10 protein-coding genes are annotated in these 15,005 nt (G+C 72.2%); 7 read left to right on the top strand and 3 right to left on the bottom strand.

All coding sequences use genetic code 11. The annotated features are described in order from the left end of the window. The first annotated feature begins 153 nt into the window (after positions 1–153). Positions 154–510 (top strand): hypothetical protein, encoded by a 357-nt coding sequence (locus P8A20_RS23430; protein WP_306104192.1) that lies wholly within the window; start codon positions 154–156, stop codon positions 508–510. Between the two features lie 56 nt (positions 511–566). On the opposite strand, the gene P8A20_RS23425 is transcribed toward P8A20_RS23430, so the two are convergent. The 3 genes from P8A20_RS23425 to P8A20_RS23415 all read right to left on the bottom strand — a co-directional run bounded on the left by P8A20_RS23425 (position 567) and on the right by P8A20_RS23415 (position 4,800). Then, on the bottom strand, positions 567–2,249 hold the full coding sequence (locus P8A20_RS23425) for a thiamine pyrophosphate-binding protein (protein WP_147963517.1): 1,683 nt from the start codon (positions 2,247–2,249) through the stop codon (positions 567–569). Next, complete coding sequence (gene speB / locus P8A20_RS23420) at positions 2,246–3,214, bottom strand: agmatinase (protein ID WP_306105190.1); 969 nt, start codon at positions 3,212–3,214, stop codon at positions 2,246–2,248. Before speB ends, P8A20_RS23425 begins: the two co-directional genes overlap by 4 nt. Before the next feature lie 122 nt (positions 3,215–3,336). Then, positions 3,337–4,800 carry a sodium:solute symporter family protein gene (locus P8A20_RS23415; protein ID WP_306104191.1) on the bottom strand — a complete coding sequence of 488 codons (1,464 nt, stop codon included), beginning with the start codon at positions 4,798–4,800 and terminating at the stop codon, positions 3,337–3,339. Between the two features lie 125 nt (positions 4,801–4,925). Here P8A20_RS23415 and P8A20_RS23410 point away from each other — a divergent pair, with 125 nt between their 5' ends. The 6 genes from P8A20_RS23410 to P8A20_RS23385 all read left to right on the top strand — a co-directional run bounded on the left by P8A20_RS23410 (position 4,926) and on the right by P8A20_RS23385 (position 14,988). Further along, on the top strand, positions 4,926–6,413 hold the full coding sequence (locus P8A20_RS23410; protein WP_306104190.1) for a PucR family transcriptional regulator: 1,488 nt from the start codon (positions 4,926–4,928) through the stop codon (positions 6,411–6,413). 103 nt (positions 6,414–6,516) lie between these two features. After that, complete coding sequence (locus tag P8A20_RS23405; RefSeq protein WP_147963520.1) at positions 6,517–6,780, top strand: hypothetical protein; 264 nt, start codon at positions 6,517–6,519, stop codon at positions 6,778–6,780. A gap of 154 nt (positions 6,781–6,934) precedes the next feature. Beyond that, positions 6,935–8,275 (top strand): type VII secretion integral membrane protein EccD, encoded by a 1,341-nt coding sequence (gene eccD, locus P8A20_RS23400; protein WP_306105189.1) that lies wholly within the window; start codon positions 6,935–6,937, stop codon positions 8,273–8,275. Between the two features lie 53 nt (positions 8,276–8,328). Further along, the gene (locus tag P8A20_RS23395) at positions 8,329–9,510 is read left to right on the top strand and encodes a MinD/ParA family protein (protein WP_306104189.1); all 1,182 of its coding nucleotides are present in this window, start codon (positions 8,329–8,331) and stop codon (positions 9,508–9,510) included. Between the two features lie 41 nt (positions 9,511–9,551). Further along, on the top strand, positions 9,552–13,526 hold the full coding sequence (eccCa, locus tag P8A20_RS23390) for a type VII secretion protein EccCa (protein ID WP_306104188.1): 3,975 nt from the start codon (positions 9,552–9,554) through the stop codon (positions 13,524–13,526). A gap of 43 nt (positions 13,527–13,569) precedes the next feature. Continuing rightward, entirely contained in the window at positions 13,570–14,988 is a 1,419-nt protein-coding gene (locus tag P8A20_RS23385) for a DUF6177 family protein (RefSeq protein ID WP_147963523.1), read from the top strand. The last annotated feature ends 17 nt before the right edge of the window (positions 14,989–15,005 follow it).

Raw genomic sequence — 15,005 nt, 5'->3', positions numbered from 1 at the left:
CCTGACCTACCGCATCTCACCAACGCGGTCAGCAGCGGATTTCATCCTTCCGCAACAATTCCCGGCCGATGGGCGGAGGCGGGGGCGGGGTGGTCCTAGGACCACGGGGGTATGGATGAGCCCGCACACCGGAACCACAGGACGGGGACGTCGATGGCGAGAGACATCGAGGCGGATGCCTACCTCTGCGGCAGGCTGTACGCGGCACTGGCCGAGTTGCAGAGGCTCGGCATCGGGGAGCACCACTCCCTGGGCAGGCAGGAAACCCTTCGGAAGCTGGCCAAGGAGCCGTCCAAACACCTGATCGATCACCTGCACAAGGCCGGGAAGTATCTGGTGGACGCCGGGAGACGAGGGCAGGGAAGCCCTGCGGCCACGGTGTTCAGGTCCCTCCCGGATCTGCTGCCCACCGGACGGGAGCTGCCCGGCTGTCTGCGCGACGCCGCTCTGCAGGAACGCTTCCAGGCCGGGATCACGGCCCAGAGGGCGGAGATCGCCAAGGCCGTCTGACGGCGGGTGCGGCCGGACGACGGGCTGTCCGCTCCCATCCGGCCGCAGCGGACGGGCTACAGGTGCGTCGGCTCGAACATCCTCAGCAGGGCGGGGAGCACCACCACCGACGGGCCGGGGGCCGCGAGGGCCTTGCCGAGGTCGGCGGCCAGGGACTCCGGCGACGTACGGACCGCCGGGACGCCGAAGGACTCGGCGAGGGCGACGAAGTCCGGGCGGGAGAGCTCGGTGGCCGTGGCCTCGCCGAAGGCGCCCGTCATGTACTCGCGCAGGATGCCGTAACCCCCGTCGTCGACGATCAGCCAGGTGACGGGCAGGTCGTACTGCCGCGCGGTGGCGAGCTCGGCGATCGAGTACATCGCGCCGCCGTCGCCGGAGACCGCCAGCACGGGCCTGGTGCGGTCGGCGGCGGCCGCGCCGATCGCGGCCGGGAAGCCGTAGCCGAGGCCGCCCGCGCCCTGCGCCGAGTGCATGGTGTTGGGGTGGCGGGCGTCGAAGGCGGACCAGGCCCAGTAGGCCAGGATCGTCATGTCCCAGAAGCTGGGGGACGTGTCGGGCAGCGCCTCGCGGACGGAGGCCAGCACCTGCTGCTCCAGGGTGAGGTCCTGCGCCGCGATGCGGTCGTGGACCCGCTCCAGGAGCTCGCGCACCCGTTCGGCCGCTGTGGCGTCCTCGCGGGGCTCCACCGTTTCGAGGAGGTCGGCGAGGGCCTCCCGGGCGTCGGAGTGGATGCCGAGTGCGGGGTGGTTGGACTCCAGCTTCCCGGCGTCGGCCTCGATCTGGATGACCCGGCCGCGCGGGGCGAAGGTGTGGTAGTTCGAGGAGAGCTCGCCGAGCCCCGATCCGACGACCAGCAGCACGTCGGCGGATTCCAGGAAGTCCGTGGTGTAGCGGTCCTCCAGCCAGGACCGGAGCGAGAGCGGGTGTTCCCAGGGGAAGGCACCCTTGCCGCCGAAGGTCGTGACGACCGGGGCGTCGAGCTTCTCCGCGAGCGCGCGCAGCTTGCCGGCCGCGTCGGAGCGTACGACTCCGCCGCCCGCGATGATCGCGGGACGCTCGGCGTTCGACAGCAGGTGGGCCGCCGCGAGGGTGAGCTCCGGGCGCGGGTACAGCTCGCGCGGGGTCGCGTCGAGGGCGCTGACGACGGGCAGGACCGTCTCGGCGAGCAGCACGTCCTGCGGTATCTCCACCCAGACCGGGCCGTGCGGGGCGGTCAGCGCGGACTCCCAGGCGGCGGCGATCGCCGAGGGGATCTGCGACGCCGTGCGGACGGTGTGCACGGACTTCACGATGTCGCGGACGGAGGCCTTCTGGTCGCGGAGCTCGTGCAGATAGCCGTGACGTCCGCCGCCGAGCCCCGCGGTGGGGATCTGGCTGGAGATCGCCAGCACGGGCGCCGACGCTGCGGCCGCCTCCTGGAGCGCGGCCAGGGAGGTCAGCGCGCCGGGACCGGTGGACAGCAGCAGGGGCGCCACCTCACCGGTGATCCGGCCGTAGGCGTCGGCGGCGAAGCCCGCGTTGTTCTCGACGCGCAGCCCGACGTACGAGAGTGAGGAGCGCCGCAGCGCGTCGAACATGCCGAGCGCGTGCTGGCCGGGCAGCCCGAAGACGGTGGTGGCGCCGAGGCCCTGGAGGGTCTCGACGACCAGGTCACCGCCGTTGCGGCCGGGCGGAGGGTTCAGCGCCGCCTCCGCCTGCGCGGCGGTGAGCTGCGGCCGGTCGTCGTGGTCGTGGCTCACTTGGTGCGGCCCTCCGCGATCTGGCGGGACATGATCGTCGTCAGCTCGTACGCCGTGTGGGAGGCGGCGACGGAGGTGATCTCCGCGTGATCGTACGCCGGGGCGACCTCGACCAGGTCGGCCGAGACGAGGTGGCAGGAGGAGAGGCCGCGCACGATCTCCAGGAGTTCGCGCGAGGTGAGGCCGCCGGCCTCGGGGGTGCCGGTGCCGGGTGCGTGCGCGGGGTCGAGGACGTCGATGTCGATGGAGATGTAGAGCGGCCGGTCGCCGATGCGCTGCCGCAGCTGGTCGGCGATCTCGTCGACACCGCGCCGCATGACGTCGGCGGAGGTGACGATGCCGAAGCCCATCTTGGCGTCGTCGGTGAGGTCCTGCTTGCCGTAGAGCGGGCCGCGGGTGCCGACGTGGGACAGGGCCTCCGTGTCGAGGATGCCCTCCTCGACGGCGCGGCGGAACGGGGTGCCGTGGGTGTACTCCGCGCCGAAGTAGGTGTCCCAGGTGTCCAGGTGGGCGTCGAAGTGCAGCAGGGCGACGGGGCCGTGCTTCTTGGCGACCGAACGCAGCAGGGGCAGCGCGATGGTGTGGTCGCCGCCGAGCGTCATCAGCCGGGCGCCGGTGGAGAGCAGGTCGTCGGCGGCGGCCTCGACGGTCTCGACGGCCTCGTTGATGTCGAAGGGGTTCACCGCGATGTCACCCGCGTCGGCGACCTGGGCGAGGGCGAAGGGCGAGGCGTCCTGCGCCGGGTTGTAGGGGCGCAGGAGGCGGGAGGCCTCCCGGATCGCGTTGCCGCCGAAGCGGGCACCCGGACGGTAGGAGACGCCGGTGTCGAAAGGCACGCCGACGACGGCGACGTCGGTGGAGCCGACCTCGTCGAGCCGTGGCAGCCGGGCGAACGTCGCGGGTCCGGCGTACCGCGGGACGCGGGAGGAGTCGACGGGGCCGCGCGGCGTCTCGTTGCTGCTCATGGGTGCGGGTGCCTTTCGTTCGGTCATGCACGCCTTGTGGGCGTTCATACGGTATTCAGTCTGCCAGGGCCCGTTCGGACCCCTGTTCCGTCGGTCGCCGGTCGCCGGTCGCCGGTCGTCGGTCAGACGGTGACCGGGTCCGGGGTGGCCGGCTCCTCGGTTCCGCGTCCCGCCAGCCGTTCGCGCCAGGCGGTCAGCACGGCGGGGTCGGTCGGCTTCGTCGCCAGCGAGACGACGACGTACACCGCGAGCGAGGCGAGCAGTCCGTAGTAGACCGGCTCGTTGGCGAGGATCCCGTATCCCGCCATCAGCCCGATCACCGAAGCACCGCCGACCGCGACCGCGGCGAGGGCGCCCGCCGCCGTGCCCCGGCGCCAGAGCAGACCGCCGAGGATCGGCACCAGCAGTCCGCCGACCAGCAGGTTGTAGGCGACGGTCAGTGCCTCGACGACGTTGTTGAGCGCGATGGCGATCACGATGACGGCGACGCCCATGATCAGAATGAAGGCACGGTTGCCCTTCACCTCGTCCCGTTCGTCGCCGTCCTCCTTGGCGACCACGCCCCGCAGCCGCGACCAGATGTCGTTGTTGGCGACGGTCGCGCAGGCGATGAGCGCGCCGGAGGAGGTCGACATCACCGCGGCGAGCGCGGCGGCCAGCACCAGGCCCCGCACACCGACCGGCAGTTCGTCCTTCACGATCGTCGCGAACGCGGCGTCGGCGCTCGGCAGCTTCGGGTACATCACCTTGGCGGCCGTGCCGATGACGGCACCGGCGAGCGCGTACACCAGACAGTAGGTGCCGGCGACGGTCCCGCCCCAGCGGGCCGTGCTGTCGCTGCGGGCGGTGAACACGCGCTGCCAGATGTCCTGGCCGATGAGCATGCCGAAGGTGTAGATCAGGACGTACGTGAAGATCGTCTCGCCGCCGATGCCCAGCGGGTCGAAGTACTCGGTGGGCAGCTTCGCCTTCATCTCGCTGAAGCCGCCGGCCTTGACGACGGCGATCGGCAGGAGCAGGAGCAGGACGCCGATCGTCTTGACGACGAACTGCACCATGTCGGTGATCGTGATCGACCACATGCCGCCGAGCGTCGAGTACGCGACGACGATGGTGCCGCCCAGGATGATCGCGACGGTCCGGTTCACGTCGAACAGGACGTCGAAGATGGTGGCGTAGGCGATGGTCGAGGTGACCGCGAGCATCAGCGTGTACGCCCACATGACGATCCCGGAGATGACACCGGCCCGGCCGCCGTAGCGCAGGTCGAGCATCTCGGAGACGGTGTAGACCTTCAGCCGCGCGATGCGGGCCGAGAAGAAGACGGACAGGGCGAGCAGCCCGAGGCCGATGGTGAAGACCATCCAGGCGCCGGAGAGCCCGTACTGGTAGCCGAGGCCCACGCCGCCGATCGTCGAGGCTCCGCCGAGGACGATCGCGGCCATGGTGCCGGAGTACATCCAGGGGCCGAGCCGCCGTCCGGCGACCAGGAACTCGCTCTTGGACTTGGCGCGGCGCATGCCCCACCAGCCCATGGCGAGCATGCCGGCCAGATAGACGACGATCACCGCGTAGTCGACAGCCATGGGCTTCCTCCGTCTCGTTTTCCGCTCAGGGGCCGGATGTGGTGATGGAGACGGTAGGTGGCCGGAAGCCGACGCTGAAGTGTACGTTTCCTCCATCCTCGACCCCATGAGTGGATGGAACATCCATGCCGGACTCCCCCGCCGGGCCCCCCACCCCTCCCATCCCGCTGGCCGAGCTGCTGGCCCGGGAGGAACTCGGCCTGCGTCGCATCGCCGGCCCGGAACACGCGGATCTGCTGTGGGTGCACACCTCGGAGATGGCCGACCCGTATCCGTATCTGCTCGGCGGTGAACTGCTGCTGACCGCGGGGGTCCAGCTGGCGGACGCGGACACCTACGTCGCCCGGCTCGTGCAGGCGGGGGCTTCGGCGCTGGGCTTCGGGGTGGCGCCGGTGCACGACACGGTGCCGGCCGCCCTGGTGGAGGCGTGCGAGCACCACGGCCTGCCGCTGGTGGAGGTGCCGCCCGAGACCCGCTTCACCACGATCGCCCGGGCGGTCTGGCGGCTCATGGCGGAGGCGCGGCACCGGGAGCTGCGCCGGGTCACCCGGGCGCAGCAGGCCCTGGCGACGGCGGCGGCCCGCCCCGATCCGGTACCGGCGGTGCTGCGGCAGCTCGCCGTGCAGCTGGAGGGCCGGGTCGCGCTCCTCACGGCGGACGGCGGGGTGCTGCACGCGGCGGGCGGGCACCCGGCCCCGGACGTGCGGGCGGCACTGGCCCGGCTGGCCCGGGTCGTGACACCGGCGGCCCTGCCCGGGACGCCCTCCTCCCCCTCCCGTAAACCGAGTCCGTCGTCCGCGACCGACACCCGGGGCGACACCCATCTGTTCGCGTACGCGCTCGGCGGCGGCCAGGGGCTGACCCTCGTCCTGGCGACACCCCGCCGCGACTCCGGTGACCACACCGTCGCGGGGATCGCCGTGGTGCTGCTGTCCCTGCTCACCGCCCCGCACCAGGGCGCCGACGCGGCGGGGCGTTCGGCCGCACTCGTACGTCTCCTGCTGGGCGCGGCCCCGCAGGACGTGGCCCCGCTGCTGGGCGACGGGGACGGCGACGACTGGACGGTGGTCCACGCCCGGCGGGCCGACGGCACCCCGGCCGACGCGCTGAACGCGGGAGCCCTGGGCGCGGCACTGGGCTCCGCACTGTCGGAGGTGGACCGCGACACCGTACGGATCCTGCTTCCCTGTCCACACGAGGCGGTGGCCCCGCAGCCCGGCTGGACCCTCGGCGTCTCCGGCCCCGCCCCGGTCACCGCCCTGCCCGACGCCGACACCCAGGCGTCCCGCGCCCTCGGCCACGCGGAGGCGACCCGCACCCCGCTCGGCACCCACCGCCCGGGCGCCGGGGGCCTGGCCGGCCTCATCCCGGCCGACCGCGCCGAGGCCCACGCCCGCGCCCTCCTGGCCCCGCTCACCGACCCCCTGGCCGAGACCCTGCGCTGCTGGCTGAGCCTCCACGGCAGCTGGGACCGCACGGCGGTCGCGCTCAAGGTCCACCGCAACACGGTCCGCCAGCGCATCGCCCGGTGCGCGGCGCTGCTGGACACGGACCTGGACGACATGGACGTACGGACGGAGCTGTGGTTCGCGCTGCGGGGCCGCACACCGTGAGCCCGCCCTGAAACCGCCCCTGAGATGTGCTCCTCACCGACGCGTGCCTTATGTTTCAGGACGACCGACTGACGCGACGACCGACCGAGGCGACGGACGACGAATGGCACGGGATTACGACAGTCAGCTACTGGAGTCGGTAGGGGTACGCCGACGCAGAATGCGCGACGCCCTGCTGTTCGGCGCGCAACGTGCGCGGCGGACCGCCGATGAGCGGCTCGGGAAGGTATTCGCGGGAATCGCCATCGCGGCCGTGATGTGCGCGGGCTGTGTCGGATGGTCATTCCTCCAGCACACGCTGGACAAACAGAAGGCCGAGCAGGAAAAGCAGCAGCGCCAGGCCCAGCGGTACGACCACAACGGCTGACCGGAGGCGAGGGAACCACTCACGGAATTCCGGCAAATACCGGATGATTCCCTCGGATTGAGCACGGAAAAGACCACGGTTACCGGTACGCCCCTTTAGCCACGAAAGCTCTCGAAGCCGTGATGATAGGTTCCCGTAAGTGGTGACCACAGCGATAACTTCCCGGACGGAACTGAGCCGGGTGACCCTGGTCGGCGAACGACGCAGGGCCGACATCGTCCTTCCGTCGGACACCCCGATCGGTCAATTGCTCCCGGACATCCTCCAGGTACTCGACGACCGGATCGCCTCGCGCCCGCTGACACGGCAGTTGATGACGTCCGACGGCTCCGCACTGCCGCACGACAGCACCCTGGCGTCGGCCGGGATAGCCGACGGCGCCGTACTCCGGCTCGTCAGGACGCATTCCGCGCCGCCGGCGCCCGTGGTGCACGACGTCACCGACCAGGTGGCCGACGACCTCGATCTGCGGGCGTGGCGCTGGCGTCCCGCCGCGCGCCGGGCGGCCGGGGGTGTGGCGACCGTCGTCTTCGCGGTGATCGCCGCGCTGCTCGCCCGCCGCGAATTCCCGCTCGGCGCCCTGGCCGGCTCCCTCACCGTTGTCACATCGGTCCTCATGGCGGCCGGTGCCGTCGTCGCGAAGGCGGGACAGGGGAACCGGGGCCTGGCGACAGCGCTCCTTTTTCTCTCCGGCGCGATCGGCACCCTCGCCGCGTGGACCGCGGCCGACGCCTACGACTGGCCGGGCACTCTGCGCCTCGCCGCCGTCGCGGGAGCGGTGATCCTGACGCTGGTGATGCTCGGCTACTTCTCCCCGCTCGGCCGCGGCGGGCTCATCGGCGCCGTGGCGACTGCCGCGCTCACCGTGGTGTGGGAGGGTGTCGCCGCCGTTCAGGGGGACCCGGCCCGGCTCGGTGCCGTCATGGCGGTCGTCTCCGTCGTCCTGCTCGGCCTGTTGCCTCGCCTGGCCCTGATGGCGTCGGGGCTGACCGCACTCGACGACCGCCGTTCGGGCGGCGTCTCCGTCAGCCGTCACGAGGTGGGCAACGCGCTCGCGGCCACGCATCGCGGCCTCGCCCTCGCGACCCTGGCCACCTCGGTCTCGGCTGCAGGCGCGGGCTGGCTGATCACCCGGGCCGAGACGCAGACGGTGTGGACCGTGGTGCTGACCTCGGTCGTCACCGTGGTCCTCCTGTCACGGGCACGCGCCTTTCCCCTGGTCGCGGAAGTGGTCGCGCTCTTCGCCGCCGCGACGGTCCTCGTCGTGCGCCTGGTGATGCTGTGGATGCAGCACGGCGGGAGCGCCGGGCCGATCGTCGTGCTCGGCGGGGCAGCGGTTCTGCCGCTGCTCGTCCTGGCTGTGCAGCCGCCGGAGCACGTGCGGGTCCGGCTCCGTCGGACGGCCGACCTGGTCGAATCCATCGGCATGGTGGGTCTCTTCCCGCTCGCCGTCGGCGTGTTCGGTGTGTTCGGACAGCTGCTCAACAAGTTCTGAGTCAACGCGCGGACGCTCCGGCAGGGGCACCACGGCGGAGAAGAAGGGCAGAGATGCCGAACGCGGACAACTGGCAGGGCGATGTACTGCGCGACCTGGGAGGCGCTGCCCCCGGTGGCGGTCGTCGCCCCGGCGATGCGGCACACGCCGTCGGCGCCCACTCGCAGGGCACGGACATCCCCGCCCCCGGTGCCCCGGTGCCGGACGCCGGCCCTGCGAGGGGTGCGCCCGGTCAAAACGTTCAGGCCGCTCACCAACGCCAGGAACGGCCTGCTCCGGCGCCGTACACGCCTGGTGCCCGGGCTCCCCGCAGCACCCCCGACTCCCGGCCGGTGGTGGACGACGGCCTGGCCGGGGCGGTACGCAAGCCGCGCCATGGGGAGCCCTTCGCGGCACGTGCCGCACATGCCCTGCGCCGTATCGTTTCCTCTTCCGCCGCGCGCGAGGTCGCCGAGATCACCCGCACCGCCGAGCGGCTCCAGCAGCCTGTGACGACCGGCCGCCAGATCGCCGTCACCTCCATCCGGGGCGGCGCGGGCAAGTCGACCGTCGCCGCACTGCTCGGCACCACGTACGCCCACTACCGGCAGGACCCGGTCCTCCTCGTGGAGGCCGATCCGGCGCTCGGTTCGCTGCCACTGAGGCTCGGCTCCCAGTCCCTGCGCTGGACCACCGGTGACGTCGCGGACATCGTCGAACCGCAGATGTCGCTGCTGGACGTCACCGGCTACCTCGTCCAACTTCCCGACAACGCCTGGCTCCTGCCCGGAAGCCAGGGCCGGATCGGCGCGATGCTGGACACGAGGGCGTACGAACGGGTCATGGTCTCCCTGCGGCGCTACTTCGGGGTGACGGTCGTCGACTGCGAGACGCTGCCCGCGGAGGTCGCCCGGGTCGCGCTCTCGGCCTCCCAGGCCCGCGTGCTGACCGCCCCGGCGACCCTGGAGGGCGTCACGAGCACGTACAACGTGCTCGAGTGGGTGAAGGGGCTGCCCCGCCACGTGATCGAGGGCACGGTCGTCGTCCTCACCGAGCAGACGCCCCGCGCCGGGATCGACCTCGGCAAGGCGGCGCAGAAGCTCGGATCCACCGGCGCGAGCGTCCAGGTCCTCCCCTACGACCGGCATCTGGCCGCCGGCGGCGCCATCCGCACGGAGCTGCTCGCCCGCTCGACGAGGCAGGCCGCCACCCGCCTCGCCGCGGACGTCTTCCAGCTCTCGCAGAAGCGTCGCTGACCCATGCCGAGCCCGAGCCCGACCGCGAGTGACGGACGATCATGAGTACCCGACTGATACACCGCCCGGCCAGGACCACCCGGCCGCCGGCAGCCACCGAGGCACGCATCATCGAGGCCCCGCCCAACCTCCCCGAGGGGAAGGCGGGCAACATCGCGATGTCGCTGCTGCCCGTCGCCGGGGTCATGTCGTCGGTCGTGATGATGACGGTCGTCCGCAACAGCCAGTTCGCCGCTCTGGGCGCGATCATCCTGGTCGTCACGGTCATCGGCTCCGTCGCGCTGCTCTTCTCGCAGCGCGGCAAGGCACAGCGCACCCGCCGGACCCAGCGCGAGGCCTACCTCGCCTACGTCGAGGACCTGCGGGAGGAACTCTCGGGCGAGGAGCGGGCGCGCCGTGAGCTCGCCGACGTACTGAACCCGCCGCCGCACGCCCTCTACGACATCGTGCGGGACCCGGCCCGTCTGTGGGAGCGCCGCCGTGTCGACGCCGACTTCCTCCGGGTGCGGCTGGGCACCGGCGAGATGCCCGTACGTGATCTGAGGATCGCCGACCAGGGCTCGTCGGTCCTCACCCCGCCCGACCTCTTCATGCTCAACGAGGCGTCGGCGCTGATGACCCGCTTCCGCACCGGCACCGAACTCCCGCTCACCGTCCCGCTCGACCGGGTCGGCAACATCAGCGTCGTCGGCCCCCGCGAGGACTGCCTGCGGGTGGTCCGCGCCCTCCTCGTGCAAGCGGCGGCGACCCACGCCCCCGACGACGTGGCGATGGCTCTCGCCGTGCCCGGCGACCGGGTCGCCGACTGGGAGTGGGCCAAGTGGCTGCCGCACCTGCTGGACCCCGACCAGCTGGACGGCCCGGTCGCCGCCCGGCGTATCGCCCCGTCCGCCCCCCAGCTCGCCCGGCAGCTCGGCCCCGAACTCCGCCGCCGCGCCTCCTACGCGGCCGAGCTGCGCCGTGGCCTGGCCGGCAAGGACGCCCTGTCCATGACCTCCCGACTGCTCGTCGTCACCGACGGCCACGGTGAGGACGCAGTCGACCTGCCGCGGCCCGATGACGCTGTGGGGCTGCGCGACATGGGCGTCACGGTCCTGCATCTGCTCGAACAGCGCGTCCAGGAACCGGGGCACGTCGGCATCCGGATCACCGTCGAAGGCACCGAAGTGCTCATCGAGGACCTGCGGGAGCAGGAACCGGTCAGCGCCCACGGCACCGTCGACGAGGTCGGCATCCCGTTCGCCGAAGGTCTGGCCCGGATGCTGGCACCGCTGCGCCTGTCCGCCGAGTCGCTCGTCGACGCTCCGCTGTCCGGCCCCGTCGACTTCGCCGGCCTGCTCGGCATCGACGACGTGGCCCGGCTCGACCTGTCCCGGCTCTGGGCCCCGCGCGGCGAACGCGCCTTCCTGCGCGTGCCCATCGGCATCAGCGACTCCCACGAACCGGTACTCCTCGACCTGAAGGAGTCCTCGGAGCTCGGCATGGGTCCGCACGGCCTGTGCGTCGGCGCCACGGGGTCCGGGAAGTCGGAGCTGCTGCGCACCCTGGTCCTCGCCCTGGTGGCCACGCACCCGCCGGAGGACCTTGCCCTGGTCCTCGTCGACTACAAGGGCGGCGCGACCTTCGCACCGTTCGCGAACCTGCCGCACGTCGCCGGTGTGATCACCAACCTGGAGAACCAGGCAGGTCTCGTCGAGCGCGTCCACGCCTCCCTCGCCGGTGAGGTCAAGCGCCGCCAGCAGGCGCTCAAGGACGCGGGCAACGTCGCCGACATCGGTGACTACGCCGCGCTGCGCGCCGAGAAGCGGCCCGACCTGGACCCGCTGCCGCACCTGTTCGTCGTCATCGACGAGTTCGGTGAACTCCTCACAGCCAAGCCGGACTTCATCGACCTGTTCCTGTCCATCGGCCGTATCGGCCGCTCCATCGGCGTGCATCTGCTGCTGTCCAGCCAGCGCATCGAGGGCGGCAAGCTCAAGGGCCTGGACACCTACCTCTCCTACCGGCTCGGTCTGCGCACCTTCTCCGCCGACGAGTCCCGCACGGTCCTGGACACCACGGACGCCTTCCATCTGCCGCCGCTGCCGGGCTTCGGCTACCTCAAGGTCGACACCAGCCACTACGCGCGCTTCAAGGCCAGCTACGTCTCGGGGGGCTACCGAGGTCCCGTCCAGCGCGCGGACGAGGAGGAGACGGGCCCGCTGGCCCTCGAGTACGAGGCGTTCAACACCTTCTCCGCATCCGGCGATTCCGGCCCGCAGGAGCCCTCGACGCGGCGCCGCGAGACGGGGCCGACCGAGCTGGGCGTCGTCGTCGGACAGCTGGAGGGTGCCGCCGGACCGGTGCGCAGCATCTGGCTGCCGCCGTTGCCGGCCGCTCTCACCCTGGACAGCGTGGCGGGCCCGCTGGACGCCGGCCCGCGCGGCATGCAGCTCGCCGGACGCCGGGGCCCGCTCCAGGTGCCGCTCGGTCTGCTCGACGACCCGACGAAGCAGTGGCAGGGCCGGTGGTTCCTGGACCTGACCGTGGCCGGCGGTCACGCCGCCTTCATCGGGGGCCCGCAGTCCGGCAAGACGACTCTCCTGCGTACGTTCGTCCTCTCGCTCGCGCTGACCCACACCCCGCAGGAGGTCGGCGTCTACGGCCTCGACCTGGTGGGCGGTGGCCTCCAGGCGTTGTCGGGCCTGCCCCACGTCGGCGGTGTCGCGGGCCGTGCGGACCGCGAGCGCGCGGGACGCACGGTCGAAGAGGTGCGGAACATGCTCGCCACCCGCGAGGAGCTCTTCCGCGAGCACGGCATCGACTCCGTCGAGCAGCTGCGCACCCTGCACGCGGCGGGCAGGCTGCCTCAGCTCGCCTCGGCCGAGATCGTGCTCGTCATCGACGGGTTCGGCGCGCTGCGCGACGACTTCGAGGAACTGGACGACGCCGTCGTCGACATCCTCAAGCGCGGGGGCGGCTACGGAATCCACGTCGTCGCGGGCATGCTCCGCTGGAACGACGTACGCATCGCCACCCAGTCCACCTTCGGCACCCGCCTGGAGCTCCGGCTGAACGACCCGGGCGAGTCCAGCATCGACCGCAAGCTCTCCCAGACCCTGTCCCCCGACGAGCCCGGCCGCGTCCTCACCGACGGCAAGCTCTTCGCCCAGGCGGCTCTGCCCCGTACGGACGGGCTCGCCGACGCCACCGGCCTGGGAGCGGTCCTGGAGCGCACGGCCCGTACGGTCCGCGCCACATGGAGCGGAGAGGTCGCCCAGCCGGTGCGGGTCCTGCCGCACGTGCTGGAACCGCACCTGCTGCCGGGCCCTGCCGCCGAGCCCCGGAGGGTACCGATCGGCGTCGACCAGACGGCGCTGGAGCCCGTCCTCCTGGATCTGTTCGAGCACGACCAGCACCTGCTGGTCATGGGTGACAGCGAGTGCGGGAAGACGAATCTCCTGCGGACCGTCGCCGCCGGGCTGATCGACCGTTACGGCGAGGACGAGCTGGTCTTCGCCGTGATGGACCCTCGACGGAGTCTGCGCGGCGCGATCCCCGAGGAGTTCAGGGGCGGTTACGCGTACAACGCCAAGCTGTGCTCCGGCCTCTCGGCCGGGATCGCCACCGAGCTGGAGAAGCGGCTGCCCGACGGCAGCACGCCCGTCGAGGACCTGGAGCCCGGCAACTGGGGCGGCGGTCCGCGGATCGTGGTCCTCATCGACGACTACGACGTACTGACGACGGCCGGCCAGTCGCCTCTCTCGCCGTTCCTGCCGTACATTCCGTCCGCGGTGGACATCGGCCTCCACTTCGTCCTGACGCGCCGCGTCGCGGGTGCGTCGCGCGGGATGTACGAGCCGCTGGTGCAGGGCCTGCGCGAGTCCGGTGCCTCGGCCGTCCTCATGACGGGCGACCGCAGCGAGGGCCAGCTGTTCCCTGGCGTGTACGCCACCCGACAGCCGCCGGGACGCGGCGTGCTGATCCGCCGGGGCTACGCGAACCGCCTGATACAGACCGTGTACACGCCCGGCTGACCACCGGCACACCTCCACGAACGACGAAGGACCGGACGACCCAATGACCAAGGACGTCATCGCCCTCACCACCCGCATGCCCGACCCGTGGACCGTGCTCGTGGGGCTGCTCTCCGGGGGTCCCGACAAGCTGGTGGGCACCCACGGTGACGGCGCCGTCGTACAGCTCTGCGACCCGGAGGGCCGTCCCCTGGTCTCCGTCGAGGCACCGCTGCTCGTCCAGGTGGCCGGCGAGGCGGAGCGACTGCTCGGGGCCACGGCGCCGGCTGTCCCGTTCTGGTGGACGGAGGCCCGCGCCACCACAGGTGTCACGGAGGCCGAACAGCTCGCGGGCACGTTCGCCGCCCGGCTCGCCCACCTGGCCGGCGGCTCCGCCTGGCCCCCGGAGGCCGCCCGTTCGCTGGCCGTGGTGCCGACCGACGGTGTGAGCGTGGCGCCCACGCCGGCCGCCGCGGTCCCCGCCGTCGACGTACTCACCGAGAAGGTCGCGGTCGTCATCCAGGACCGTCCGGTGGTCGCCCTGACGGCATGGCTCGCGGACGCCTACCGGGCCGCCACGGAGGCCGGGCTGGGACTCCAGGTCGTCGCACCGTCCGGCACGACACTCTCCCCCGCCGCTCGGCACCTCCTGGGAACGTGGCCGTCGCGCTGGATCGTCCAGGACGAACGCGACGGCTACTACGACGGGCTGTCGGGTGCCGTGCTGCGCTGGCAGGACGGCATCTTCGCACCGGTCGAAGGCCCCGGTTCGACCGCGGACGATCCGCGGAGCCCGGTCGCCGCGTCCTACGGAGAGGTGTCGGACACCGGCGAGCGGCAGCTGGCACTGACGTTCCGCTCGATCCACCCCGCCGACGACCGACTGGTGCTGGGCGGCGGCCTGGAGTCGGTGTGGCGCGAGCTCACCGGCGCGCCCCCGGCGGGCTGGGGGACGGCCGAACCCGCCAACCTTCCCTGGTCACCGCAGCGTCTGACGGACCTCGCCTTCGAACGGGCCCCCCGGCCGACCTGGACCGTGGTCGTCGGCACCCCGGAACGCCCCGGGCTCGCCACCGTGCGCGTCACCCGCACGACGGCGGGAGTGGAGGAGGAGGTGACGCTGGCGTTCGGCTACGGCGCCGACGAGGAGATGCCGCTGGACGCGCTGCCCCGGGCCGCGGAGGTGCTCGCCACGCGCCACCGGCTCCAGTCGATGCTCGTACAGGTCCGCAAAGCCCGCCGGGACCTCGCGGTGCCTCCCCGCTTCGAAGGGCCGGGCGTCCCGGTGGCCTTCGTGCTGGGCGCCGACGAGGTCCGCGCGATACCGGGCGACCGTGCCCGGCGTACGCCCCTGACCGCGAAGCCCGTTCAGCTCGGCCCCAGGGCACGCCCCGCGTTGTACTACCCCCTGCCGGGCGATCCGTCGGACCTGGCGGGCTGGCAGGACTACGAGCGGCTGATGCGGCATCTGAAGGGTGCGTGACGGGGGTCTTCCGCCGA

Origin of the sequence: Streptomyces sp. Alt3 (assembly GCF_030719215.1) — a bacterium.
Lineage (GTDB): Bacteria > Actinomycetota > Actinomycetes > Streptomycetales > Streptomycetaceae > Streptomyces > Streptomyces glycanivorans.
Note: the sequence above shows the minus strand (reverse complement) of the source record. Positions and strands in the feature narration are given on the sequence as shown.

Coding starts and splice junctions, on each gene's coding strand:
- P8A20_RS23430 (WP_306104192.1), top strand. CDS start 154: ATGGCGAGAGACATCGAGGCGGATGCCTACCTCTGCGGCAGGCTGTAC.
- speB (WP_306105190.1), bottom strand. CDS start 3,214: ATGAGCAGCAACGAGACGCCGCGCGGCCCCGTCGACTCCTCCCGCGTC.
- P8A20_RS23415 (WP_306104191.1), bottom strand. CDS start 4,800: ATGGCTGTCGACTACGCGGTGATCGTCGTCTATCTGGCCGGCATGCTC.
- P8A20_RS23410 (WP_306104190.1), top strand. CDS start 4,926: ATGCCGGACTCCCCCGCCGGGCCCCCCACCCCTCCCATCCCGCTGGCC.
- P8A20_RS23405 (WP_147963520.1), top strand. CDS start 6,517: ATGGCACGGGATTACGACAGTCAGCTACTGGAGTCGGTAGGGGTACGC.
- P8A20_RS23395 (WP_306104189.1), top strand. CDS start 8,329: ATGCCGAACGCGGACAACTGGCAGGGCGATGTACTGCGCGACCTGGGA.
- eccCa (WP_306104188.1), top strand. CDS start 9,552: ATGAGTACCCGACTGATACACCGCCCGGCCAGGACCACCCGGCCGCCG.
- P8A20_RS23385 (WP_147963523.1), top strand. CDS start 13,570: ATGACCAAGGACGTCATCGCCCTCACCACCCGCATGCCCGACCCGTGG.